19 protein-coding genes, 1 tRNA gene and 1 pseudogene are annotated in these 23,205 nt (G+C 67.2%); 9 read left to right on the forward strand and 12 right to left on the reverse strand.

Features of this window, described 5'->3' with window-relative positions:
• Nucleotides 1–7 precede the first annotated feature (7 nt).
• Complete coding sequence (locus JYJ93_RS33440; protein WP_206798583.1) at nucleotides 8–622, forward strand: polysaccharide biosynthesis/export family protein; 615 nt, start codon at nucleotides 8–10, stop codon at nucleotides 620–622.
• On the opposite strand, the gene JYJ93_RS33445 is transcribed toward JYJ93_RS33440, so the two are convergent.
• The 6 genes from JYJ93_RS33445 to JYJ93_RS33470 form a co-directional block, all read right to left on the reverse strand.
• A complete protein-coding gene (locus JYJ93_RS33445; protein WP_206798584.1) occupies nucleotides 619–1,443 on the reverse strand; it encodes an inositol monophosphatase family protein in 825 nt (274 codons plus the stop codon). The two genes, JYJ93_RS33440 and JYJ93_RS33445, sit on opposite strands and share 4 nt — an antisense overlap.
• 25 nt (nucleotides 1,444–1,468) lie before the next feature.
• A complete protein-coding gene (locus tag JYJ93_RS33450; protein WP_206798585.1) occupies nucleotides 1,469–2,053 on the reverse strand; it encodes a TlpA disulfide reductase family protein in 585 nt (194 codons plus the stop codon).
• A gap of 3 nt (nucleotides 2,054–2,056) precedes the next feature.
• Nucleotides 2,057–3,526 carry a UDP-N-acetylmuramate:L-alanyl-gamma-D-glutamyl-meso-diaminopimelate ligase gene (mpl, locus tag JYJ93_RS33455; RefSeq protein ID WP_206798586.1) on the reverse strand — a complete coding sequence of 490 codons (1,470 nt, stop codon included), beginning with the start codon at nucleotides 3,524–3,526 and terminating at the stop codon, nucleotides 2,057–2,059.
• 12 nt (nucleotides 3,527–3,538) lie between these two features.
• On the reverse strand, nucleotides 3,539–4,702 hold the full coding sequence (locus JYJ93_RS33460; protein ID WP_206798587.1) for a serine hydrolase domain-containing protein: 1,164 nt from the start codon (nucleotides 4,700–4,702) through the stop codon (nucleotides 3,539–3,541).
• Nucleotides 4,699–5,613, reverse strand: coding sequence for an LD-carboxypeptidase (locus JYJ93_RS33465; protein WP_206798588.1), 915 nt, complete (start codon nucleotides 5,611–5,613; stop codon nucleotides 4,699–4,701). Before JYJ93_RS33465 ends, JYJ93_RS33460 begins: the two co-directional genes overlap by 4 nt.
• Before the next feature lie 218 nt (nucleotides 5,614–5,831).
• Entirely contained in the window at nucleotides 5,832–7,025 is a 1,194-nt protein-coding gene (locus JYJ93_RS33470) for an RsmB/NOP family class I SAM-dependent RNA methyltransferase (RefSeq protein ID WP_269013098.1), read from the reverse strand.
• A 141-nt stretch (nucleotides 7,026–7,166) separates the two neighbouring features.
• On the opposite strand from JYJ93_RS33470, the gene JYJ93_RS33475 reads away from it, so the two are divergent.
• The 3 genes from JYJ93_RS33475 to JYJ93_RS33485 all read left to right on the forward strand — a co-directional run bounded on the left by JYJ93_RS33475 (nucleotide 7,167) and on the right by JYJ93_RS33485 (nucleotide 9,070).
• Nucleotides 7,167–7,239, forward strand: a tRNA-Asn gene (locus tag JYJ93_RS33475).
• 312 nt (nucleotides 7,240–7,551) lie between these two features.
• Nucleotides 7,552–8,559, forward strand: coding sequence for a hypothetical protein (locus JYJ93_RS33480; protein WP_206798589.1), 1,008 nt, complete (start codon nucleotides 7,552–7,554; stop codon nucleotides 8,557–8,559).
• Between the two features lie 151 nt (nucleotides 8,560–8,710).
• Entirely contained in the window at nucleotides 8,711–9,070 is a 360-nt protein-coding gene (locus tag JYJ93_RS33485; RefSeq protein ID WP_206798590.1) for a hypothetical protein, read from the forward strand.
• Between the two features lie 85 nt (nucleotides 9,071–9,155).
• Here JYJ93_RS33485 and JYJ93_RS33490 read toward each other — a convergent pair whose 3' ends face one another.
• Nucleotides 9,156–12,071, reverse strand: a complete 2,916-nt coding sequence (locus JYJ93_RS33490; RefSeq protein WP_206798591.1) for a serine/threonine-protein kinase — start codon at nucleotides 12,069–12,071, stop codon at nucleotides 9,156–9,158.
• A 305-nt stretch (nucleotides 12,072–12,376) separates the two neighbouring features.
• Between JYJ93_RS33490 and JYJ93_RS33495 the strand changes: the two genes are divergently transcribed.
• Entirely contained in the window at nucleotides 12,377–13,648 is a 1,272-nt protein-coding gene (locus JYJ93_RS33495; RefSeq protein ID WP_206798592.1) for an ATP-binding protein, read from the forward strand.
• An 18-nt stretch (nucleotides 13,649–13,666) separates the two neighbouring features.
• Here JYJ93_RS33495 and JYJ93_RS33500 read toward each other — a convergent pair whose 3' ends face one another.
• Both JYJ93_RS33500 and JYJ93_RS33505 read right to left on the reverse strand, forming a co-directional pair.
• The gene (locus JYJ93_RS33500) at nucleotides 13,667–14,257 is read right to left on the reverse strand and encodes a response regulator (protein WP_206798593.1); all 591 of its coding nucleotides are present in this window, start codon (nucleotides 14,255–14,257) and stop codon (nucleotides 13,667–13,669) included.
• A 286-nt stretch (nucleotides 14,258–14,543) separates the two neighbouring features.
• Nucleotides 14,544–14,924, reverse strand: a complete 381-nt coding sequence (locus tag JYJ93_RS33505; protein ID WP_206798594.1) for a hypothetical protein — start codon at nucleotides 14,922–14,924, stop codon at nucleotides 14,544–14,546.
• 522 nt (nucleotides 14,925–15,446) lie between these two features.
• Between JYJ93_RS33505 and JYJ93_RS33510 the strand changes: the two genes are divergently transcribed.
• The 3 genes and pseudogenes from JYJ93_RS33510 (at nucleotide 15,447) to JYJ93_RS33520 (ending at nucleotide 17,685) form a co-directional block, all read left to right on the forward strand.
• Nucleotides 15,447–15,761 (forward strand): IS66 family insertion sequence element accessory protein TnpB, encoded by a 315-nt coding sequence (locus tag JYJ93_RS33510; RefSeq protein WP_206798595.1) that lies wholly within the window; start codon nucleotides 15,447–15,449, stop codon nucleotides 15,759–15,761.
• 7 nt (nucleotides 15,762–15,768) lie between these two features.
• The gene (tnpB, locus tag JYJ93_RS33515) at nucleotides 15,769–16,134 is read left to right on the forward strand and encodes an IS66 family insertion sequence element accessory protein TnpB (RefSeq protein ID WP_206798596.1); all 366 of its coding nucleotides are present in this window, start codon (nucleotides 15,769–15,771) and stop codon (nucleotides 16,132–16,134) included.
• Nucleotides 16,135–16,246: 112 nt separating this feature from the next.
• Nucleotides 16,247–17,685, forward strand: a pseudogene (locus tag JYJ93_RS33520) (IS66 family transposase).
• A gap of 485 nt (nucleotides 17,686–18,170) precedes the next feature.
• Here JYJ93_RS33520 and JYJ93_RS33525 read toward each other — a convergent pair.
• From JYJ93_RS33525 to JYJ93_RS33535, 3 genes are read right to left on the reverse strand one after another with little or no spacing between them, the layout of a single operon-like run.
• Nucleotides 18,171–20,126, reverse strand: coding sequence for a DUF3732 domain-containing protein (locus JYJ93_RS33525; protein WP_206798597.1), 1,956 nt, complete (start codon nucleotides 20,124–20,126; stop codon nucleotides 18,171–18,173).
• Nucleotides 20,123–20,620 (reverse strand): three component ABC system middle component, encoded by a 498-nt coding sequence (locus JYJ93_RS33530; RefSeq protein WP_206798598.1) that lies wholly within the window; start codon nucleotides 20,618–20,620, stop codon nucleotides 20,123–20,125. The genes JYJ93_RS33525 and JYJ93_RS33530 overlap by 4 nt, the downstream gene beginning before the upstream one ends.
• A complete protein-coding gene (locus JYJ93_RS33535) occupies nucleotides 20,617–21,861 on the reverse strand; it encodes an ABC-three component system protein (RefSeq protein ID WP_206798599.1) in 1,245 nt (414 codons plus the stop codon). Before JYJ93_RS33535 ends, JYJ93_RS33530 begins: the two co-directional genes overlap by 4 nt.
• Before the next feature lie 962 nt (nucleotides 21,862–22,823).
• Here JYJ93_RS33535 and JYJ93_RS33540 point away from each other — a divergent pair.
• The gene (locus JYJ93_RS33540) at nucleotides 22,824–23,177 is read left to right on the forward strand and encodes a hypothetical protein (protein ID WP_206798600.1); all 354 of its coding nucleotides are present in this window, start codon (nucleotides 22,824–22,826) and stop codon (nucleotides 23,175–23,177) included.
• Nucleotides 23,178–23,205 lie beyond the last annotated feature (28 nt).

Genomic DNA, 23,205 nt, shown 5'->3' on the forward strand with positions numbered 1-23,205 from the left:
CGCGCCCATGCGTCCCTCGCGGCTCCGCTTCGTCCTGCCGGTCCTCCTCGCGGTGTTGGCGGCGTGTCACGCGGACACGCGCCCGCCGCCGCCTCCGCCCACGCCCGCCGCGTCGATGCAGACCGCCGCGAAGTCCGGGGACAGCCTGGGCGCCGGGGACGTGGTGGAGGTGCGCGTCTTCCAGGAGCCCGAGCACTCCGGCACCTGGCGCGTGTCGCCGGAAGGCACCATCGACTATCCGCTGTGCGGCAAGGTGGCGCTGTCCGGCCTCACCGCCAGCGCCGCGGCGGACGCGCTGCGCGACTGTCTGGCGCGCTACCTGCGCCGCCCGCAGGTGTCCGTGCTGGTGCGGGAGTACAACTCGCAGAAGATCTTCGTCTTCGGTGAAGTGCAGAAGCCCGGCACCTTCCCCGTCACCGGCGAGGTCTCCATCATCCAGGCCATTACGCTGGCCGGTGGCTTCACCAAGCTGGCGGCGAAGAACAACACGCTCGTCACGCGCGTGGTGGACGGGCAGGAGCGCAAGATTCGCGTGCCCGTGGAGGACATTGGCGTGGGCCGCGAGCGCAACTTCCTGCTCCAGGCCGGCGACATCGTCTTCGTGCCGGAGAGCTTCTTCTAGTCGCGCGACGTCCAGCCGATTTCATCCAGGAATCGCTTCGCCTGGGTCATGAGCTGGGGCGCCAGGTTCGCGCCGCTCGCCAGCACGTCGCCCTTGAGCACGTCGAAGGGCCGCCCGTCGATGTGCACGATGACGCCGCCGGCCTCCGCCACCAGCAGGCCGCCCGCGGCGATGTCCCAGGGCTTGAGGCCGAACTCGAAGTAGCCGTCGAAGCGGCCGGCCGCGACGTACGCCAGGTCCAGCGCGGCGCTGCCGGTGCGGCGCATGCCCTGCGCCAGGAGGATGAGCTGGGAGAAGAGGCCCACGGGCAGGTCCGGGCGCTCGCGCACGTCGTAGGGGAAGCCCGTGCACAGCAGCGCCCGCTCCAGCGTGGCCGTGTGGCTGGCCTTCAGGGGCACGTCGTTGAGCGTGGCGCCCTCACCCTTCGCGGAGGAGAAGAGCTCGTCGCGCATGGGGTCGTAGACGGCGCCCGCGACAGTGCCCTCCGGGCCCTCCACCGCCACGCTGACGCAGAAGTGCGGCACCTGGTGCGAATAGTTGGTCGTGCCGTCCAGCGGATCCACGATCCACCGGAACGTGTCCGTGCCCTGCGTGGCACCGCTCTCCTCCGCGAGGATGGCGTGGTGCGGGTGGCGCTGGCGCAGGAAGTCCAGCAGCGCATCCTCGGAGGCGCGGTCCGCGTCCGTGACCAGGTCGATGCCGCCCTTGAACTCGATGGTGCGGTGCTGGGGGAAGCGCTCCCGGAGGATGCGGCCGGCCATGCGGGCGCCCTCCTCCGCGGTGCGGCGCAGCGCGGCGGGCGTTTCCGTTTCGTGGGCCATGGATGCGTTGTCCCTCGGGTGCGCGCTAGGAGGCGGGCTCGGCGAGCAGCTGCTCGATTTCCGTCTGGAATTGCTGGAGGAACTCCTCGGCGAAGCCCTCGTGCACGTGCCGGATGACGCCCTTGCGATCAATGAGGAAGGTGGTGGGCATCAGCCGCACCTTCAGCAGGCGCTCGGACACCAGCGCGTTGGCGTCCAGGAGGATGGGCACCTCCACCTTCGCCTCCTCAAGGAAGGGAGGAATGGCGCGCACGTCCTCGTCCACGTTGAGGGCGTAGGCCTTGAAGCCGCGCGAGCCGTACTCCTTCTGCAGCTGCGCGTACATGGGCAGCGCGTCCTTGCAGGGCTCGCACCACGTGGCCCACACGTCCAGCAGGACGACCTGCCCGCGGTCGCTCTTCAAGTCGTACGGGCTGTTGTCCGGGTAGCGCTTCACCTGGAACACGAGCGGCTGGCCCGGGCCCTTGTTCGACGACTCCAGTGCGGAGCTGCTGGAGCGCGCCCCGTCACCGGTGCGGTCCGTGAGCGGCGGCAGTGACGAGGCCGACGACGAGGCACAGCCCATGGCGAACGCCAGGGCTCCCAGCGAGAGGAGGAATGGACGGCGCATGGCTCAGGTCCCCTTCCCCGCCCGGGCCTTCAGGGCGGTGAGCAGCTTCTCGATGAAGCCCCCGAAGGCGCCGTTGCTCATGACGAGCAGCACGTCACCGGACTTCGCCTCGGCAGCGACGCGGTCCACCAGCGTCTGCACGTCGGTGGCGCCGTCCGCGGCGATGCCCTGGCCCTTCAGCGCTTCGATGAGCTTGGGGACGTTGAGCTCTTCGCCCTCGGGCACCTTGTCGTGGCGCTCGGGCACCTTGAGGCTGGCGCGCGAGGCGCCGGGGAAGGCGTGCGCGTAGTCCTCCTGGTGGATGTTGCGGCGGCTGGTGTTGGAGCGCGGCTCGAAGATGGCCCACAGGCGCCGGTCCGGGTAGCGGTGGCGGATGGCGGCGATGGTCTCGCGCACGGCGGTGGGGTGGTGCGCGAAGTCGTCCACCACGAGCACGCCCTCAATCTCCGCGCGCACCTCCTGGCGGCGCTTCACGCCCTGGAAGGTGGACAGGCCCTGCTGGATTTCAGCGAACGTGAGCCCCAGGCCGCGCGCGGCGGCGATGACCGCGAGCGCGTTCTCCACGTTGTGCGCGCCGGACAGGGGCAGCGTCACGGTGCCCAGGTCCTGGCCCTTCTCCACGACGTTGAAGCGGGCGCCCTCGGGACCGAAGGAGAGGTTCTTGGGCGTGTAGTCCGCGTCCGCGTCCTCCTTGGCCACGTAGGTGCTGACGGGCGCGGTGCCTCCGCGCGCGATGCGCACGGCGTTCGGGTACGCGGCGCAGACGACCAACTGACCGTCCTTGGGCACCAGGCGCACGAACTTCTCGAACGTGGCCTCGTAGTGGGGCAGGTCGCGGAAGATGTCCGCGTGGTCGAACTCCACGCTGGTGACGATGGCGGTGCGCGGGCGGTAGTGGAGGAACTTGGAGCCCTTGTCCCAGTAGGCGGTGTCGTACTCGTCACCTTCCACGACGAAGTGCGGGCCCTTCCCCACGCGGTAGTTGCCCGCGTAGTTCTGGGTGACGCCGCCCACGAGGAAGCTCGGGTCCTTGCCCGCGGCCACCAGCACGTGGGCCATGAGCGAGGACGTCGTCGTCTTGCCGTGCGTGCCGGCCACGACGACGGAGTGCGAGCGGTCCAGGAAGAGCGTGCCCAGCGCTGCGGGGAAGCTCATCTGCTTGAGGCCCCGTTCGCGCACGGCGGTGGCCTCCGGGTTCACGCGGCGGATGACGTTGCCGATGATGACCAGGTCCGGCCTGGCCGAGTCCAGGTTGGCGGGCGCGTACGGCGTGCTGACGGGGATGCCCCACGTGCGGAGCATGTCGCTCATGGGCGGGTAGACGTTCTCGTCGCTGCCGGTGACGTCGTAGCCGGCGGCCTTGAGCATGCCGGCGAAGGAGCCCATGCCGGTGCCGGCCACGCCCACCAGGTGGATGCGGCGCACGGACTTCGGGTCGAGTGAGTCGAGGACGTTGCCGTTGTCGTCAGCCATGCTGCGGTTTCCTCAGGGGAGGACGTGGAGGTCGAGCGCCTCCACGACGAGCTCGTGGAAGGCGGGGCGGAAGTCGCGGATGCGCAGGTCCTGACGGCCCTGGGCCACGCGGTTGGTGATGAGCGCGACGACGAGCGACCGCCTCAGGTCCACCCAGAGGCTGGTGCCGGTGAAGCCCAGGTGGCCCACCGCGCCCGGAGGCGTGTCGCCAATGAAGCGGCCCGCGCTGGAGTGGCCCTTCGAAGGAGAGTCGAAGCCCATGGAGCGGGTGCTGCCCGCGACGAGCGGATCCGTGGCGAGCGCGCGGTGCCACAAAGGCCCCGGAGCAATCGCGGCATGCGTGCCCGCGGCGCCCTCCAGCACGGCCTGGCCAAAGCGGGCCACGTCCACGGCGGTGCCGAAGAGGCCCGCGTGTCCCGCGACGCCGTCCAGCACCCAGGCGTTGTCGTCATCCACCTCCGCGGGGCGGGACGGATGGGAAGGCACGTCCTTCCACAGCGACTCCTGGCCAGGAGCGGGCTCGCGCGGACGCATGGCGCCGGTGGGCGCGGTGGCGCCGTCTGCGGGGAAGTCGGTGAGGCGGTGGAAGCGGGCCTTCAGGTCCAGCGGCTCCGCGACGTGGCGGTGGAAGAGCACGTCCAGCGGTGCGCCACCGGCGCGGGCGAGGATGTCCCCCAGGAGGATGAAGCCCACGTCGCTGTACACGGACTTCGTCCGCACGGGGGCATCGAGCGGCGTGGCCGCGGCGGCATGCAGGACGTCCGCGTGGACCTGCGCGCGGACGGAGGCAGGGCAGCCGGCGTCGAGCAGCTCCGGATGGGCCTTGAGCGCGTCCGCGAAGAACGGGACGAAGGCCGGCAGACCGGAGCGGTGGTAGAGCAGGTCCGCGACGGTGACGCCCGCGTCGCCCGCGGGCGAGCCGGGGAAGTAGCGGGACACGAGCGTGTCCGGGCCCACCTTGCCCTCGGTCCACAGGCGCAGGAAGAGCGCCGTGGTGGACATGGCCTTGGTGAGGGACGCGAGGTCGAAGCGCGTGTCGCCCGTCACCTTGCCGGCGACGCCGCCGAAGACCTGCATGCCCTTGTGGAGCACCACGGCCTGGGCGGAGGGGAAGATGCCCAGCTCCACGCCGTCATCGAGCACGGCCTGGAGGTTGGCGATGGGGTGCTGGCTCATCCCGGGCTCACCGCGCCTTCGAGGAACGTGAGGCGCGCGGCGTCCGCGTCCAGGCGCACGTGGGTGCCCAAGGCCACGGGGTAGTTGATGGCGCCATGGCCGATGGGGAAGCCCGCGGCGCAGGGCACCTTCGCGTCGCGCGCCAGCTCCCGGAGCACGTCCGCGCTGGAGTAGTTCGCGTCCTTCTCCTCACAGGCGGTGAAGTCACCCAGGACGATGCCACGCACGCGGGAGAAGACCCCGGCGAGCCGCAGATGGGTCCACATGCGATCGATGCGGTAGGGGCGCTCGGTGACGTCCTCCAGGAGGAGCACGGCGCCATCGAGCGGCGGCATGTACGGCGTGCCCAGGAGCCGGGAGAACACGGACAGGTTGCCGCCCACGAGGACGCCCTCGGCGGTGCCGGGGACATAGGTGGCGTTGCCGGTGAGGGGCGGCGGGGCCTCCGAGGATTCGAGGAGGCGGAAGAGATAGTCGTGGACCTGGGTCGACTGGCGGCCCAGCTGCGTGAGCACGGGCGCGTGGATGGAGACGCGGTGCAGGGCCTGGAGCGCGCAGTGGATGGACGTCAGGTCGGAGAAGCCGGTGAAGGCGACCGGGCCGGCCTTGTCGATGGGCAGCTCCGGCAACAGGCGGGAGCTGCCATAGCCACCGCGGGCGCAGAAGATGGCGCGGGAGGCGCGGTCGAGGAACGCGTGAGACAGCTCCTCCTGTCGGCGGGAGTCATCCCCGGCGAGGTAGCGGTGAGAGGCGCCGATATCGGGCCGGACCACCGGGGAGTAGCGCTCGGAGAGGATGCGCAGGCCTGCCTCGAAGGGGGCCTGTTCGAAGGGACCCGCGGGGGCGACGACCTGCACCGTGTCGCGGGGACGGAGCGGAAGGGGCTTGAGCCAACGCACGCAGCGCTTCATAGCACCCGGTGCCGGGGCGCCACGGTGTTTCAGGGAGGCTGGGGCCCGAAGCGTTGAGTACCGCAGGACGGAGGAACGAGGCTCCATGGAGCGCTCGTCCGCCCGGCCGGCATCAGGAAACCTGTCCGACTGTCGGACCGGCTTTGAGCCGGCCCGCCCTCCCCCGTCGAGCTGCGGAAACCTGTCCGACTGTCGGACAGCTTTGGCGCCGACGCGCCCTACCCCGCCGTGCCGCGTTCGAGCACCGCCGCGAAGAACCCGTCCGTCCCGTGACGGTGCGGGGTGACGAGGAGGAACCCGTCCTGGACGCAAGCGTCTGGAAGCCACCCGGCGCCAGGGGTAACGGCCCGGAAGTCAGGACGGGAGCGGAGGAAGTCCGCGACCACGTCCTGGTTCTCCGCGCGGTTGACGGTGCAGGTCGCGTAGACGACCCGGCCACCAGGGCGCACGACGTCACCAGCGCGGGCCAGGATGTCGCGCTGGACGGCGGTGTACCGGGAGAGCGAGTCCGGGGTGAGCCGAAAGCGGAGATCCGGCCCCCGGCGGAGCGAGCCCAGCTCGGAACAAGGAGCATCCGCGAGGACACGGTCGGCGTTGAGCCCCGGTGACGGAGGCGTCCGTAGCACCTGGACGCGGGTGAGCCCGGCCCGGGAGGCGCGTTGCTGGAGCCGGTCCAGCCGCTCCGCATCCGGGTCATAGGCAAGCAGCCGGCCGGAGTCCTTCATGGCCGCGCCCAGTTGGAGCGTCTTGCCCCCTGCCCCGGCGCACAGGTCCAGCACGGTCTCCCCGGGCCTAGCCTCCACGAGCAGCCCCAGGAGTTGGCTGCCTTCGTCCTGAATCTCGAACAGACCCTCACGAAGGGAAGGCAGGGCGTAGAGGTTCGGTCGGGGCCCGTCGACCTGAAGGGCCAGCGGGCTCCAGGAGCCAGGGCGGGTCGAGACGCCCTCGGAGGCCAAGCGCGAGGCCAGGGCTTCACGGGAGATGCGGGCCGGATTCACCCGCAGCGTGATGGGGCCCGGGACGTTGAGGTGGGCGCAGAAGTCCTCCGCCTCCGCCCCCAGCTCACGGGCGAAGTGGTCCGCGAGCCAGTCCGGCAACGAGGCCCGGAGCGCCAGCGACGGGGGCGTCCCGGTCCGCAAGGGCACCGGAGCTTCCAGCCCCGCCCAAGACGCGGCCTCCGAGGCGGGAACGCCTACGAGCCCATGCAGCAGCGCGAAGAGGAGCTGGGAGGGCGACAGATCCGGCGAGTCCAGGAGGAACGCCAGGTGGCGGCGCCAGAGGCCCACGTTGAAGACGGCCTCCTTCAGCGCCTGGCGTCCCTCGCGGGACAGGTCACGGTGAGAGCGCAGGGTCCTGTCGAGGACGCGCTCGGCGGGGTCGCCCGAGAGGACGCGGGCAAGCGCCTCGGACACGACAGGGCTCAGTCCCTCCAGTGCGGACCAGGGCTGCGAAGTAAGCCGGGAGATCGGATCGAACAGGACAGTTGACAGGGCAGGCTCGGTTCTCTAGAAGTCGCATCCGTCACGGCAACGCACCGCCGCGACGGGACATATTCCCCGATAGCTCAGCTGGTAGAGCGGGTGACTGTTAATCACCATGTCCGTGGTTCGAGTCCACGTCGGGGAGCAAAAAAGAAGGCCCTGCCCTAACCCGGCAGGGCCTTTTTGCTTTCCAGGGACGTCGCAGAGCCTTCGTGCCGGCACCTGCGTTGCCCATCCCACGCCCCCATCGGGGGCGCTGTCATCCGACAGCACTCCAAACCACCGTGGCCTCCGCCCTCTGCCAGAGGCCTTGGAGAACGACCTTTGGAAGCACAGACAGGCTCCTTATCCTGTCAAGCCTTTAAATCGCTGATTCACCCCGCGATGAGCGCCACGCTATTTCCATGGGCACACGCACCTCGGACGAGGCGTGGACGATTCAATCGGGGAAACACACATGGATTCATCGCTGAAGCAGTGGGTGCTGTTCTTGATGGCACTGTGCGTGCTGGTGCCGGGAACGAACGAGGCGTCACCGCTGAAGATCTCGCTGCAATCTGACCAGGGGACCTACTTCTCGCGGTGCAATAACTGTCAGAAAGACGCGAACGGCGCGCTCCCTGACACCGTCACCACCCATGTCACGACGGCGGCTGAGCCCTACAGCCAGTTCCAGCTGGTGCTCGTCGGCAACGGCAAGGTCGCGCTCAAGGCCGACAATGGCAAGTTCGTGGGCCGCTGTAACAACTGCATCGAAGGGGGCAGTACACCTGATTCCGTGACGGTGCACGTCACCGACGCCACCCCGCCGGCCTACGCCCAGTTCTCGATTGAGACGTTGTCCAACGGTAAGTACGCGCTCAAGGCCGACAACGGGAAGTACGTTGCGCGTTGCAACAACTGCTCGCCGGGCGCCGCCACGGCCAACACTGTCACTGCGCACGCCACGAATCCCAACAGCGAGCCTTTTGCCCAGTGGACCATCAAGCCGATCTTCCCGCCGGGCACCAAGCTCTCCTTCAAGTCCAGTGGCGGCAAATACATCTCGCGCTGCGGCGGATGCCAGAACATGACGAACAGCAGCATCTACAGCACCGTCACAGCCCACAATGGAGCCCTTGCCAGCCCATTCACCGATTTCGAAGTGGTGGACACGGGCAACGGGAAGTATGCCTTCAAGGCGGACAACGGAAGCTTCGTAGCTCGATGCGGGGGCGGGTGTGTCGTGGGGTCCCCCAGGGACATGCTGGCAGTACATGTCCCCAATGCGAGCGGGGCGTACTCCCAGTTCAAATTCCTGCTATTGAACAATGGCATGTGGGGCATCCAAGCCGACAGCGGCAAGTACGCGGACAGTTGCACGAACTGCTCTCCGAATGCATCCGTGAACATCACCGTCACGGTGACGGCCACGACTCCGAACACCCAGGCCAACGCCCAGTGGGATGTCGCTTACGTGCCCTGATGGCATAGGAGCCGCCGCACGCAGGGGAGCATGGGAGCGCGACCTGCGGCACGCGCCTATGGAAACCAGAGAAGTCGCGCTGCTGGACTGCTCTTTCTCTGGGACCCGCTTCCCCTCATTCATTCTCGAACAACCCGTTCAGGAAAACCAAATGGCCAACAGCAAGACTCAGCAATTCTTTGATGTGAAACTCCCCGCTGCCTTCGCGACCAAGCGAGAAGAAGTCGCGAGCATTGGCGTGAGCATGCAGTTCAACGTCTCCGGCGCCGGGGGCGGTGCGTGGCTCGTCAATGCATCGCGCAACTTCGATGGCCCCGTCGTCAAGCCTGGCAACCTCGGCATGGAGTCCGTTACGTTCAACATGGACTCAGGAACCTTTGAGAGGTTCCTGGCGGAGCCGACTTCGGCCAAATGGATGGAGTTCTTCTTCAGCGGGAACATTGCCGCACTGGGCAACGAAACGCAGAAGATAGCTGCCGGTCAGTACGTCCCCAGGCTGTTCGCGCTCTGATTCTGAGTTCGACACCAAGCTCGGGAGTCACGCACATGCTGGAGCCGGCGGGGGAAGGGAGCGCGAGTTCGTAGCGTTCTCTTCGTCAACGCCGTGCATCCAGCCACTGTGACACTTCAGTTACATGGGGAGTGTGGCCCTGGAGGCGCCATCTCTCACGAGCGTGGGTGGCCAGTTCCAGGGCACGGGGGCGGTCCTGCTTCGAGTCCCAGAGCGCCCGGGCCAGCGCGAACCGAATCTCCGGGTCCGCTTGAGCGGTCGGGCCCCCCAGGGCCTGTTCGAGGACCGGCACGGCGTCAGCCGGCCTGCCGCGCGCCAGGTGGAGCAATCCCAGTCCCGTCAGCGGTTCCGCCCGCCCGATTTGTGTCTGAGACTCTTCTTGCAGCACCAGGGCGTGCTCCAGCTGGCGCTGTGCCTCTTCATACCTTCCGAGCTTCGTGAGGGTCCGGCCCAGCAGGCTCACCGCGTTGAAAGCGATGGGATGTGTGGGCCCCAGTGCCTTCTTGAGCGCCGCCACGGCGCGCTCCTGGAGAGCCCTGGCCGCTTCATCCCTGCCCAGGTCCGCGAGGACCTTCCCCAGGTTGGCGAACAGCATCGCTGTATACGGGTGCTCGGGACCGAAGCCCTTCTCCTGGCGCGTCAGCGCGCGCTCCAAGATGACCCTCGCTTCTTCATTCCGACCCAGGCCCGCCAACGCGAGGCCCAGGCTGGCAAGAGACATGGAGACGTAGGGGTGCTCGGGGCCCAGCGCCTTCTTCAGGAGCGTCAGGCTGCGCTCATGCCGGCGCCGGGCCTCTGCGTACTCTCCCAGGTCGAGGAGGACATTGCCCAGGTACTGAAGCAGGATTCCCGTCTGGAGATGCTCGGGGCCCAGGATCTGTTCCATCATGCCCAGGGCTTGTTCGTCCCGGCGTTGGGCTTCCTGATACTCGCCCATCTCCTGGTAGACGTTGCCCAGGAGGGCCAATGCGCGGGCAACGTTCAGGTGCGTGGGACCGACGACCTCCTGCTGGATGGTCAGGGCGCGCTCGATCCGCGCCTTCGCCTCCGTATACCGGCCCATGTGCCTGAGCACATTGCCTACCTCCGTGAGGGTATCGGCCACCTTGAGGTGATTTGCTCCAAAGAGCTTTTCCTGGACGGCCAGGGCGCGGTCATAGTTCTCCTTCGCCTCCGCGTACTTGCCTGCGGTGTCCAGGAGCATGCCCCGTGTCTTGAGGAATTCGGCGCGGGTGTCGTCGTCGTGGGACAGCTCCACGACCGTCTCCACCAGGGGCTCCAGCAGCACCGCGTCCTGGAGACGCGCTTCCCGAGGTCCCACGAGCAGCAGCACCAGGCTCCAGGCCTGGGCGGCCAGCACGGCATCCGCGCCACGGGCGGCCACGGAGATGGCCTGCCGCGCCGTGGCCTCGCTGGCCTTGTAGTCACCGGCGCCCTCCTGCAAGCGGGCCCGGAGCAGCAGGGTGCGCGCCTGGAGCGGCGCGTAGCCCAGGGGTTCCACCTGGGGAAGCAACTGCTCGCTCAGCGCCAACCCTTCCTGGTACTTGCCCGCCGAGTGCAGCACCGCCAGCGGGTCCACTCGCGCCTGCAAGGCCTCCACCCGCGCTCGTGTCTGGGGATCCTCGGGGGGAGGCACCGCCGCCAGCAGCGCCTGGGCATCCGCGCAGTACTCCAGCGGAGGCAGCGCCTGCGCCACCTGCACCGCCTGGGCCCCCAGTTCCGGATCCGGCCCGCGCCCCAGCAGCTGGGTCAACGCGTGCAACTGATTGCGGCGCCGGTCCAGGCAGGCCTCCCGCAGCAGCGCCAGGCTCCGAGGCTGCCGCAGCGCCGCCTCGGGCCCGCCCGCGGCCTCGCACACCTCGACTCGCTGCTTCACCCAGGCCTGGGCGTATCCATCCAGCAGCCGCTCCACGCGTTTCGCGGTGTCCTCCGCGTACGTCAGGCCCGTGCCCTGGAGCGCCTGGGTGACGCGGCCCCTCACCTGCGCGTCCCACACTCCATCCAGGCGATGCGCCAGGTTGTCACAGCCGGGGCCCTGGAAGCGCGCCCACAACGCGACCGCGCCCCCCGCGAGCAGCGCCACCGTCGCCGCCAGTGCGCCCATGCGCAGCCCCGCCCGGCGCCACGCCTGGGGGTCCTCCTCCAGCCGCCGCAGCACCTGTTCCAGGGAATCGGGCCGCTGCGACGGCTCGGGATGCAGGCCCTGAACCAGCGCACGAAAGACCCAGGTGGGGACCTGCGAATCCGGAGGGGGAGACGGGCGCTTGCGCTCTTGCGCCGGGTCGAGGAGCGAGCTCAATGAGTCGAGGGCGAAGGGGACCCGTCCATAGAGCGCCTCGTGGAGCGAAGCGCAAAAGGCATACACGTCACTGCGCAGGTTCGCGGGCTGGCCCTGGAGCAGCTCCGGAGCCATGTACGCGGGCGTCCCCAGGACAGAGCCCGGCAGGGTGAGCGAGGTGGCCAGCGCCGACAAGGGGATGGCGGTGACGGGAGGAGCCTCGGGACCCGGAGCGGCCCCGGCCCGTGCCAGGCCAAAATCCGTGACGCGCACCCGGCCGTCCTCGCCCACCAGGACATTGTCGGGTTTGAAGTCGCGGTGGACGAGTCCCGCCGCGTGCGCCGCGGCCAGCCCACGCCCCGCGGCCAGATAGGCCTGGACCACCGCGCGCCAGGGCCGGGACGGCGTGTGCTGGCACCACTGCCGCAACGTCTGTCCCTGGATGTACTCCATGGCGATGAAGACCGAGCCATCCTCGAGGGTCCCCGCGTCATAGACCGCGACCACGTGGGGGTGATTGAGGCGCGCCATGCTCTGCGCCTCACGCACCATGCGGACCCCCGCCAACCCATCGCGGCCAGGGTGGACCTCGCGCGAATGCACCAGCTTGAGGGCCACACGCCGATCCAACCGCGCGTCATAAGCGGAGTACACCCGCCCCATGCCGCCCTCGCCCAGGAGGTCCAACACCGTGTAGCGGTTCACCAGGCCGCGTCCGGGCACGACCGGAGCACCGCCAGCCGGGGTCTGGCCTGTCGCAGGTTCCGGGCCCGGCCGCGGGCTCATGACCGTGCGGGATTCCTCGAGGGCAGCCGTAGGCTCGTGCTGCTTGGACTCACTCATCTGCGCGGTTCCTCACTCGGTCGCGAATGTAGCGCGGTCCTGCCAACCCCGGCTTGCCTGCCCAATCAGCAAGCCGGGCTTGCCCCGGCACAGAGGGACAGGCCCGGACGAGCCCGCTACAGTGGACGATGGAGCAGTGGCAGGAGGCGCAGGAGGCGTGCGTACGGCCTGCCCTGAGAATCGGGATGCACGCCCAAGGCGTCATGATGCTGTGGCTGATGGCCGCCCCGCTCGCGGCCTCCGAGCTGGGGGAGACGCTCCTGCCCCGCTGGGGAGTGAGCGTGGTGGTGCTGGCAAGCCTGTTCCAGGCGGCGCTCATCGTCGTGCTGTTGCTGGAGAGGCGACGACGCATGCGAGCCCAGCGGCTGAACCGGGCCGTGCTCGACTCGCTCCCGGGGGCGGTGGCCATCCTTGACAGGAGGGGCGCCGTGCTGCGAGCCAGTCCGCCCTCGGCCCAGCGCGCGGGGCTGGGCGCGCTGTCCACCCAGCGGCTCCTGGTCACGGGCAGCTCCTACCTGCAGGGACTGCAACGACTGGCGAACGCGGGGGAACTGGACGCGGCGGGAGTGGCCACGCTGCTCCAGGACGTGCTCACGGCCCGTGTGGAAGAGGGAATGGTGGAGTTCCGCGGCCCCTCAGCGGACACCTGGTTCGAGCTGCGCGCCCGGCGGCTGGAGCTGCCGGGCGGCGGCGCCGTGGTCACCCTGGTGGATGCGACTCCTCGCAGGCGCGCCGAGTTGGAGGCCCGCCGGGCCCGGGACGAGCGAGCCCACATGGAGCGGGTGGCGGCGGTGGGCGAGTTGGGGGCCTCGATTGCCCATGAGCTGAACCAGCCTCTCTCGGCCATTCTCACCAACGCCGAAATGGCGCAGCGGCTGCTCCAGCGCACGCCAGCGGATGTCATCCTGGCGCGAGAGCTGCTCCAGGACATCATCGCCGACGACCTGCGCGCCGGAGAAATCATCCGCCATACGCGGACGCTGCTGAAGAAGGACGAGGCGCCCTTCGCATTGCAGGACTTCAACGAGCTGGTGCGACAGGTGACCCATCTGGTGGGCAACGACGCGCAGCTTCGCGGCGCCACCCTCACGCTGCAACTCGCCAGTGACCCGCTGCCCGTGAGGGGAGATGGCGTTCAGCTCCAGCAGGTGGTGCTCAATCTGCTCATGAATGCCCTGGATGCGGTGAGCCTGTGCCCGCCCGAGGAGCGGCAGGTGTGGGTCCGCACCCAGCGGGGGGAAGGACGTGTGGAGCTGGTGGTGGAGGACACGGGTGTAGGCCTGGGCCCCGAGGCGCAAAAGCGCCTCTTCGAGCCTTTCTTCACCACCAAGCCCGCGGGACTGGGCATGGGCCTGTCCATCAGCCGCTCCATCCTCGAGGTGCACAAGGGCCGGCTCCAGGCGGAACCTCGGCTGGGGCGCGGCACGCTTTTCCGGTGTTCACTTCCACCCGCATGAGCGGGCCGGGTTCCTGCATTACGAGCCAAGCTGCTCCAGCAGGCGAACCAGCTCTGGCACGGAGTCCACTTTCAGCTTCTCCATGACCCGGCTGCGCTGCTGCCGAACGGTCTGCTCGGCGGTGCCCAGTTCGGCGGCGATCTGCTTGTTGATCAATCCTTGCGCCACCTTTCGGCAGACCTCCCACTCACGGGGCGACAATGCGGAGAAGCGAGCCTTGAGCGCCTGATGCTCCTGCTCGGAGGAGAGCGCCGCCCGGTCCTTCGCCAGTGCCCGCTCCACTGCGTCCAGCAGCGCCGCCGTGCTGAGAGGTTTGGGCAGGAAGTCCACCGCGCCGGCCTTCATCGCCGTCACCGCGGCGGGTACATCTCCGTGCCCACTGATGAAAACGATGGGGTGCATCCACCCTGCGCGCCGCAGTTCCTCCTGAAGCTCCAGGCCGTTGAGGTCCGGCATGCGCAGGTCCATCACCGCACACCCTGGACGCGGTCCCGGCCCACGCTCCAACAACCGCCGCGGGTGGTTGAAACTCTCCACCGCGTACCCCTCCAACTGGAACATGCGCGCCAGGCTACGCAGCACCGAGGCATCGTCATCCACGACGAACACCGTGGCGCGCCCCTGGCTCGATGAACTCTGCAACGGACGCCCCTGTCTCCAAGCCGACAGCCAGGTTATCACGGCGTCATCAGGGAGGCGGCCAGGAGCAGCGAGTGAAGAGCATCCTTGAACGCCTTGAGCGCTTCCATGCCGAGCGCTCAGCCTGGTCGAACCGCTGTGCCTACCCAAAATTCGGCCGCCGCGTCATGAGTGCGTCAAGAGCGCGTTATGACGGTGAGTGATGCGCATGACGAGCCGGCGGGTCCTCTCTCCCGCTTGAGTGAAGGAGCGCGAGTCAGCGCCGGGCGGGAGGGATGCTCACCTCTGTCACGCCCCGGGCGTCGAACTGGAGGACGGTCGGCGCGCGCTCGCACTCCCACGTGGTGACGTTGGCGAAGCACGTGTCCCCTTCGCGCCACAGCCCGCCATCGTCGTGGATGTGGCCGAACAGGTGTAGCCGAGGGCGCACAGTGAGCACGCGCTCGCGCAGGTCCGCGCAGCCGCCGCGCCCCTCCACGGAGGAGCGGTCCCCGAAGCCCGCCGGAGGCCCGTGGGTGATGAGCACATCGAGGCCCTCGGGGATAGCCGCCCACTTACTGGCGAGGGCGGTGCCCCGAGGCAGGTTGAAGGCCCAGTCGTTGTATGCCGGCTGCCAGGGGCTTCCCCAGAAGCGCATCGAAGACGACTGCGTGCCCCGGCGACCAGGGCCGCGGTACTCTCGGCTAGCGCTTCGCCCCTCGCGCTGTGCGCGCGCCCCGAGACAATGCGACCCTCACCCACCTCCACGCCTGTAAGGGGGAAGCTGCCAGCGGCCCTCTGTCATGATATCCGGGCACACGAGAAGTGAAGTTCGCGGAGATTCAATCGGTCCCCGATTGAAGAGTGCCAGCAGCCCCTTCCTTGAAACCGCTGGATATCACTCGGTTTTCGGCCCTCAGAGAGTTTGAGTCCTCTCAGAGAAAAGCCGAGAACGAGTTCGCGCAGGGCTTCGTTCGGGGAGCTGAACGAAGGGCCCTACCAACAGGTAGGGCCCTATTGTTTTACATGGGCCTCGCGATGAATATCGCAGGGTCTTTGTGCTTAAGCCCCTGAATCCCAAGGGATTCTGGCTCGCGGTGCTGAAGAGAGGTAACCGTCCGGCCAACGACGTGCCGTAAGGGATTGCCGGCGTAGCGGCGCGCGGCGGACGCTTCCGGGCATGGCGAAGCAGGTGGAGAAGCCGGAGTGGGCACGCGTCGCGGAAGCGTTCGAGGCCAGCGGGCAGACGCAGCGGGAGTTCGCGTTGGCGTGGGGCGTGAAACTGAGCACGTTGCAGTCGTGGGTGTACCGGTTGCGGCGGACCGCGCCGTCGCGAGCGGAAGCCGTGAGACTCTTGCCGGTGCAGGTGACGACGGCCCCCGGGGCGTCCGAGGCCGTGCTGGAGGTGAGGGTGGCCAGCGGAGCGCGGGTGCGCTTCGCCGCGGGCACCGACGTGGCGTACGTGGCCCGGCTCGTCGCCGCGCTGGGGCGGTGAGGCGGCGATGTTTACCCTGCCTGCGTCGGTGCGCGTGGTGCTGGCGACGGAGCCGGTGGACATGCGCAAGTCGATTGATGGCCTCATGGCCCTGGTGCGCACGGCGTGGGGCGAGGACGTCTACTCGGGCCACCTCTTCGCCTTCGTCTCCAGGCGGGGCGACCGCATCAAGGTGCTGTCGTGGAGCCGGGGCGGCTTCGTGCTCCTCTACAAGCGACTGGAGACGGGCCGCTTCCGGCTGCCGCGCGTGGACGCCGACGCCCAGTCGGTGCAGTTGGATGCCACGCAGATGGCGATGCTCCTGGACGGCATCGACGTGGCGGACGTGCGACGCCCGCCGGCCTGGTCGCCTCCCGAGCGCGCAGCCTCGTGAGCGCCTGACGCGGGCACGGTCTGCTGGCGTGGTGTTGCCCCAAGTGCCCCGCGAGCTGCCCCAGGACCATTTCTGCCCCTGGCGCGAGGAAGCCGAGGAGCTGCGCGAGCGGATGACGTCGTTGGAGTCGAAGATGGCCGCGCTGGAGCGGCGTGTCTTCGGCAAGAAGACGGAGAAACTGCCTCCTGTCGCCGCGCAGCTCAGGGGCGAGGCCCCCAGCCTCGAGGCCGAAGCGGCGCGGGCGGCGGATGCCCTGGCCAGGCGCCAGGCGCGCGCGGCCCGGAAGGCCGAGGAGGCGCCCACGCGAGAGGTGCGGCACGCGGTGCCCCCTGAGGCACGCCACTGCCCGGCGTGCGGCGGCGAGGACTTGAAGCCGCTGGGCGAGGGGCGCCGCACGGTGCTGTACGAGTACGTGCCGGCCTGCTTCGAGCGTCAGGTGCACGTGCAGGAAGTCCTCGCGTGCGCGTGCGGCCAGGGCGAGGTGACGGCGCCGCCTCCGCGCGGGTGGTGGATAGGGGCGAGTACGGCCCGGGCTTCCTGGCGCACGTGGTGGTTTCCAAGTGCGCGGACGCCATGCCCCTGCACCGGCTCGCTCAGCGAGTGGAAGGGGGCGGCGTGCCCATGAGCCGCAGCACGCTGACGGACCTCTTCCACTAGGCCGCCTCGGTGCTGCTGCCGCTCTCCACCCACCTCTTGCAAGTCATTGCCGCCGCCGAGGTGGTGTGGGCTGACGAGACGCCGCTTCGCGTGCTGGACGTGAAGAAGACGCGCCAGGGCTACCTCTGGACCTTCCTCACCCAGACGCCCGAAGGGCAGTGGCTCCTCGGCTACCGCTTCAGCCTGGGCCGCTCCAGCACGACGCCCAATCAAGTCCTGGGCGGCACCCGGGGCGCCCTCGTGGTGGATGCCTATACCGGCTACAACGCGGTGACGCTGCCCGAGGGGCGAATCCGTGTCGGCTGTTGGGCCCACGTGCGTCGCCGCTTCTTCGAGGCGCTGCCCACCGCGCCCGAGGCTCGCGAGGCCCTGGACTTCATCCTCGCCCTCTACCGGGTGGAGGCGCTGGCCGGCGACGCGGGCATCGTCCGCACCGACGCCCACCACGAGCTGCGTCAGCAGCAGAGTCTTCCCGTCCTCACTGCGCTGCGGGCGTGGATGGAATCCCAGGCCCCGCGCCATCTGCCCAAGGGCCCCATGGGCCAGGCCCTCTCCTACGCCCTGAAGCAGTGGGATGCGCTCTCCCGCTTCGTCTCAGACGCACGTCTGCCCTTGGACAACAACCGCTCCGAGGCCGCGCTGCGCAAGGCCGCCCTGGGCCGGAAGAATTTCCTCTTCGTCGGCCACGAGGCTGCGGGGGCCAACCTCGCCGGCCTCTACGCCCTTGTCGCCACCTGCGAGGCCAACGGCGTCAATCCCGAGGCCTACCTCGCCGACGTGCTGCTGCGCGTCCAGACGCATCCCCACTCACGCATCAGTGAGCTGCTACCTCACGAGTGGATGCGGCGACACGCTGCGGACCCGCCCGAGGCACCTCTCCAGCTCAGCCCCTGAGCAACTCGCTCCTTGCGGCGCCCACCGAGCACGGCCGAGGCCCGTCTTCAAGCGTCCCGACACGTCATTGGCCGGACGGTTACGAAGAGAGCGATCTCGGCTCCCTACCCCGCAGAGCGAAATGCCCCCTCTCCTCCGCCGCTGATTGGGCTCTCTGGACCGCGGTTTCACCCGTTCTGGGGAGAGAGAGGCCAAGAGCGGTTAACAAGTGCTGTTAACTTTTGGGGCAGTGGTTAACAACACTCCCCTGGAGACCCGCTCTTTCTGCTCTTGGGTTTCTGGGAAGACATCTCTATCCCTCCTTTCTGGTTTCGTCTTTTACCTGCTTTGCTGGTCCCAGAGAGGCCGATGCAAGGCCGGCATGGGACGCCTCAGCCCATACTCTTGGTGAGACCGGTCGCTGCGGGCCGTTGATCCGCGCAGCGCCTTTCCTCTTCATCGATGCTCACACGCCCTGCGAAGCGGTCGTCCATCAGGCCGTCAATCTAATCAGCGCCCCCCTCGGCCGCGCGCGTCCAGTCTTCGGGCACAAGCTTCTTCCCGCCGCGCCACCGCTCCACGATGGAGTCGCGGTACCAGTCCTCGTTCAGGTCAGCGTGCTCAATGAGAATCACTTGCAGGCCCGGCGCAACGGCTTCGACCGCGTCGAAGATCAGTCGGAACATCTGCAGCACGCGGTGCCGATCGTCGTCGGGCACGAGGCCCATCGAACCGTCGACGTCCTTGTCGGCCGGGAAGTAAACCTGCGATGGCTGGTCGAAGAAGATGAAGTTAGGAACCGGACGCGACCGCTGTACGAACCACTGATGCAGGGCCAAGTGCGCGATGAGGTGAAAGCCGACGCCGTTCTCGGCGCTGCCGATGTGGCTCATCGGTACCGCACCGTCGAGCGTGTCGGCGACCAGCGTAAGCTTCTTCAGGTCAAGGCGCATCGGTGATGCCGAGTGCTCCAAGCCAAGAGTCCGCGCCCACTCCGTCAGTTTCTCCGAAAGCCGTGACGTAATCGAAACAAGCTGCTCCTGAACACGCTCGTCGCTCAACTCCTCCTCCAGCCGCTTGTATTGGGCGCGGAGCGATTCGGCCTGCCCTTCGAGGTCCTTCGTATCGGGCACATCGGGCATGCTCTCAAGATACAGACTGATCCTCCCAAGGACGTGAGCTTTCCGGGCCGAGTCCGCATGCGCTTCGGACAGAGCGGCGTTGGCCGTGCGGACCGCCTCCATTTGCGTGCGGTTCCTCGTGAGGGACTGCTGCACTTGCTGAAGGCGCCCTTCAAGCTCGCTTATGGCATTCTCGATGTGAGGCTCGATGCGCGCGACCGACTCCGTCCGTCTCGCCACGTCGGTCAGTGCCCCCCGCAACGCAGCTATCTGCGGAGGGGCGCGTTCCTTCGGAAGATCCTGCGCGCAGAGCGGGCACGTTTGCCCCGGCTCGATGCCCTCGAAAATGCCAATGGTTGCGAGTCGCGCCTTCTGCTCCTCCGCTTCGTGGGAAAATCCCTTTTCGTCCTTGGAGAAGGCGCGTGCGGCATCAATGTCAGAGCGGATGTGACGCTGGGTCTGCAGCAGTTCCGCGCGCTCGGTCGAGAGCCGCGAGAACTCCGAACCATCGGCAAGCTTGACGTCGACACTCGCGAGCGGCGTCTTGAGCACGGCGCGCAGCGCGTTCACCGCGGCCTCCCTCGTCGATGTCACCTCCTGGGAGAGTCCAGCGTCGCGAGCTTGTGCGAGCAGCGCGTCTGCCTTCGTCGCGCCATCACCTCGCAAGGACGCAATCTCCGCGAGCCGCCGCTCGACTGCACGAAGCTGTTCACGAAGCCGGCGAAGTTCGCCTTGCCTCCGTACGTGGTCGTCATCGACCGCACCGAGGAAGTACGGGAGCGAGTCCTTCAACGCCTGCGCGACCCAGTGGTCGTTCGCCCCGTGGAAGAGATACTTCTTGCTCGTGATCTCGTCCTGCTGCTGGAGACACAGCGCCAACGCGTGCCGAACGGTCGCCGATAGAGCCGAGCGCTTCTGCCCCGGAGGCGGCTCGTGGGCGTTGTCGCGGATACCAACCCACGAGGTCAGGGTTGTCGTAGCGCCTTTCAGGTTGGTCGTCTGCCGTAGGTCATTGGCGTCCGGCAGTTCTACGGTGCGGCCCGTCGCGATGAAGAACTCATCGCTGGTTTGGGCTCTTAGTGGAGGGCAGCGACGTGCGACGAAGGCCTGCCCAGACGCAAGCTGGAGTCGGAGCCCGTACCATGCCACGCACAGACGTAAGGGGCCGTGCGCTACATGGCAATCGCCGCTACCAAAGCAGTAGTCGATAATGTCGCTGAGCGCGGACTTTCCTGTCTGCGACGCCCCAGTGATGATGTTGACCTTTCCGACCTTCAAGGGGAGTACGCGGCGCTTGCCGTCGTGGCTGTAGAGGACAATGTCGAGGATCTGCACGCTCATGGACGAACCCCCAGTAGCACCAGCACTGTTTCGGTGCCGCCAGCCTTCTCAAGCCATCTCCCAAGGAACTCAGCGCGATTGGCGCATTCGCGAACTTCATCGCTAGTCGACTTGAGCGCAGCGGTCACGCGCCTCTTCATTTCCACGTTCGCGCGAACACCGTTCTGCGCCAGTGAAAGTAGGCCGTGCGAGCCGCCGAAAACCAGCGCCTCCTTCGTGAAGGAGCGCAGCGTCGCGGCCCTTTCTCCCAGGCGCGTTCGGATGATCGGATGCTCCGAAAGCCAGATTGGAAGCGACGTCCTGATGTTGGCGGGCAGGCTTTCTCGTGTCTCACGATGAAGCACGAACGGCAGCACGAGGAACGACAACTCAATCGCCATCGGCATGCTCCGGTCCGATGCATACCCCCTTGCGGCGTGCCACAGCAACGTGGCGCAAAACCCGGGATTGAGCAGGTTCCGTTCCTCAATCGAGCGTTCGCGCCAGGAGATCATTCAGTGCCGCCTCCGGTCACGCCCTTCGAGAGGACACTGCTGGCCGGGTTCAGGAGTTCGGCGAGCCGATCATGGAAGTCGGGATGCCACCCGACACGTGGCGGATTCTCGTCCGCAAGCATGTGGAACGACCCTCGGACCACGAATGGCTCTGTGACTCCCGGGCGAATTGGGATTGTAGCCTGCTCGGCCCACTTGAGGACAGACTTCGCCGCCTTGCACTTCGCTGCCTCGGCTGCGGTCGCTTCGGTTTCGTCCTTGGCCGCTTCGAATGCGAGTTCCCACTCCTCGACAAGCTTTCGCTCATACCGGGACAGATCGCCAACGAGCAGCAGTTCCTCACGAAGCCAACGAGAGCGCTGTCTGTACGCTCGGTAGAAATCACGGATGGCGGCTCCGACACGATTCTTGCTGACAGTGATGAGTTTGAGCTGATGGACGAACTGATAGTCGGCGTGTGCGTCGTACGTCGCGTCGTCGAGGGCAAACTCAAGAAGATCATCATCGATTGGGAGATTGTCTTGCTTGAATTGCTCGCGGAGTTCCGACATCTCCGCTTCGATTTCCGCACTAAGGATTCCGGCAGGCTGTGGACTTGCGGAGAGCTGCTTGATGACACGGCGAAGCCACCACCCTTCTAGGCGCTGCAAGAACGCGTCGTGGTGCTTTGGCTCAGTCGTCCAGAAGACCTCGGCTTTGAGGTCGTCGTCGATTGTGAGGACGCTTGGCGCTCGGTCGAGCACAACAACCCTCTCAAGGATCGCGCGGCGCGAAGCGGACGACACGGCAAGGAATGCCGAGTACGCAGGTGCGTTTGCCTGGCTGACCGAGCTAGAAGGCACAGATTCGAGGAGACCTTGTGCCCGCACAACATCACGGCCTTCGCGGCGAAGGAACGAGGCTGCGCTGCCTGATGGAGCGCTAGCGGTCGTGAGCAGATAGAGGCTGGTTCCCGTCGGGATCTGCCCCTTCGCATGTCCCTCAAACCAGACGCGAAGCGACTTCCACAAGTCGCCGCTCATGTCCGAGAGCGACGCCTCGCGAGTGCGGTGATGCTTCGTCTGCAGAAGCTCCTCGGGACGGCCTCCCTTCGAGTCGAAGGTGACGTCGTCGAGCGTCTCGAGCGACACAACGAATTCGACATCTTTCTTGATCCGTGACAACGACCAGAGGAGCGCGACACGAACTTGGTAGAGATACCCGAGCGCTGAATCGGCAGCAGAGAACGTGTTGCTCGCCATGTCAGCTCCTCCTGATCAACCGACTCATCGCAATCGAGTTCAATCGATGCAGTGCCGTGAACTCATCATCAAGTGCGCCAGCCGCGCACTTCCAAGCGCCAGCGTAAGAAACCTTGAACTTCCAGTGGAGTCTCGCGCGACTCCAAGGTGAGGGACCAAATCTTCGACCGGGCCCCAAGATTTGGAAGTCACCATCAGACAGTCCCCCTGCGAACTCCGATTCTGCACATACGAGCAGATTGGGGCAAGCGGATGGAGCAGACCAGCGATGGAACGAGTCTTAGAGCAGCGGGCGAATCACCAAACGAGGTCGGAGTCGTCCGCCGAGCAGCACACTGCGTCACCGGCTTCACCCACGCCGCCCGCGCTCAAACCACGTGCCGGCGAGGGCCACCCCAGAGAGTGCGCTTGGCCATCGCTCGAAGTCGTCGGCGACTTCAAACGCCAAGACCGCGTTCTGAAGATCCATCGCTCGTATGGTGGTGATAGCGGACGCACAAGGATGCTCGCAAAGACCCGCCGGGTAAGAAATCACCCCTGCTAGCGGGGCGCCTTTCTTCCTGCCCCTCCCTGGGCGACCGGAATTCCGCCCCTTCAGCCTCGGTCGAGATCCGCTTGACCAACCCCGCTACGCTTCTCGCTGCGGTCCACTGCGCCTCTCCATGACTCTCCAGGGACGGCCCTCGAAGCAGCCGTGGCACAACGCGGCCAAGGCCGCTCCTGGCATTAACTGGCGCCCGCTATGGACCTGGGCGCTTGGGCGGTGATGTCACTGACGCCGCCTTCCTCGCGGGCCTAATACGACTCGGTCGCCTTGTTTGCTCTCCGCGGGAAACTCCCCTCGGAGAATGGCTGGGCGCCGAGAGAAGCAACCGAGTAGTCTTTGCAGCATGTTCCTCGCGTGAGGAACCACCAGCACTCTTTGCCAGCACCAGCTCTTGGGAGGTTATGTGGCGATAATCTTGGCCAACGTACAGCAAGCCGTGGGGAAAGTGGTCTTGTTTCGCCGTGTCGATGGCACTACCGAGATTGGCGAGTTGACCGGGGTTATCCCCAACGGAGGCGTATTGCTGTTCAAGCAGGGGGACCCCGTCTTGATGAACAACATCGAAACGCTCAAGCCCATCGGTCCAGATGAGGCTGGACAGATTTTTGTGGACCGAAATGCGACCGCTGGAGGGGAGCACTCGCGAGCCGCCCTCTATCCCTCTGCTGGCTGGTTGGCGGGAATGTTTCCGAACAGATTTGCGGATGAGCATGAGGCCGTAAGCTTCATGCTCGAGCTACAGCCCAGCTCGGAACTGCCCGAGCCCTAAGCTCTAGCTTAGATCCGAAGGCGCGTGC

The sequence above is a fragment of the Corallococcus sp. NCSPR001 genome, assembly GCF_017309135.1.
Classification (GTDB): domain Bacteria; phylum Myxococcota; class Myxococcia; order Myxococcales; family Myxococcaceae; genus Corallococcus.

Excerpts from the sequence above, each read along its gene's own strand:
- JYJ93_RS33440 (WP_206798583.1), top strand. The coding sequence starts at position 8 with ATGCGTCCCTCGCGGCTCCGCTTCGTCCTGCCGGTCCTCCTCGCGGTG.
- JYJ93_RS33445 (WP_206798584.1), bottom strand. The coding sequence starts at position 1,443 with ATGGCCCACGAAACGGAAACGCCCGCCGCGCTGCGCCGCACCGCGGAG.
- JYJ93_RS33450 (WP_206798585.1), bottom strand. The coding sequence starts at position 2,053 with ATGCGCCGTCCATTCCTCCTCTCGCTGGGAGCCCTGGCGTTCGCCATG.
- mpl (WP_206798586.1), bottom strand. The coding sequence starts at position 3,526 with ATGGCTGACGACAACGGCAACGTCCTCGACTCACTCGACCCGAAGTCC.
- JYJ93_RS33460 (WP_206798587.1), bottom strand. The coding sequence starts at position 4,702 with ATGAGCCAGCACCCCATCGCCAACCTCCAGGCCGTGCTCGATGACGGC.
- JYJ93_RS33465 (WP_206798588.1), bottom strand. The coding sequence starts at position 5,613 with ATGAAGCGCTGCGTGCGTTGGCTCAAGCCCCTTCCGCTCCGTCCCCGC.
- JYJ93_RS33480 (WP_206798589.1), top strand. The coding sequence starts at position 7,552 with ATGGATTCATCGCTGAAGCAGTGGGTGCTGTTCTTGATGGCACTGTGC.
- JYJ93_RS33485 (WP_206798590.1), top strand. The coding sequence starts at position 8,711 with ATGGCCAACAGCAAGACTCAGCAATTCTTTGATGTGAAACTCCCCGCT.
- JYJ93_RS33495 (WP_206798592.1), top strand. The coding sequence starts at position 12,377 with ATGCACGCCCAAGGCGTCATGATGCTGTGGCTGATGGCCGCCCCGCTC.
- JYJ93_RS33505 (WP_206798594.1), bottom strand. The coding sequence starts at position 14,924 with ATGCGCTTCTGGGGAAGCCCCTGGCAGCCGGCATACAACGACTGGGCC.
- JYJ93_RS33510 (WP_206798595.1), top strand. The coding sequence starts at position 15,447 with ATGGCGAAGCAGGTGGAGAAGCCGGAGTGGGCACGCGTCGCGGAAGCG.
- tnpB (WP_206798596.1), top strand. The coding sequence starts at position 15,769 with ATGTTTACCCTGCCTGCGTCGGTGCGCGTGGTGCTGGCGACGGAGCCG.
- JYJ93_RS33525 (WP_206798597.1), bottom strand. The coding sequence starts at position 20,126 with ATGAGCGTGCAGATCCTCGACATTGTCCTCTACAGCCACGACGGCAAG.
- JYJ93_RS33530 (WP_206798598.1), bottom strand. The coding sequence starts at position 20,620 with ATGATCTCCTGGCGCGAACGCTCGATTGAGGAACGGAACCTGCTCAAT.
- JYJ93_RS33535 (WP_206798599.1), bottom strand. The coding sequence starts at position 21,861 with ATGGCGAGCAACACGTTCTCTGCTGCCGATTCAGCGCTCGGGTATCTC.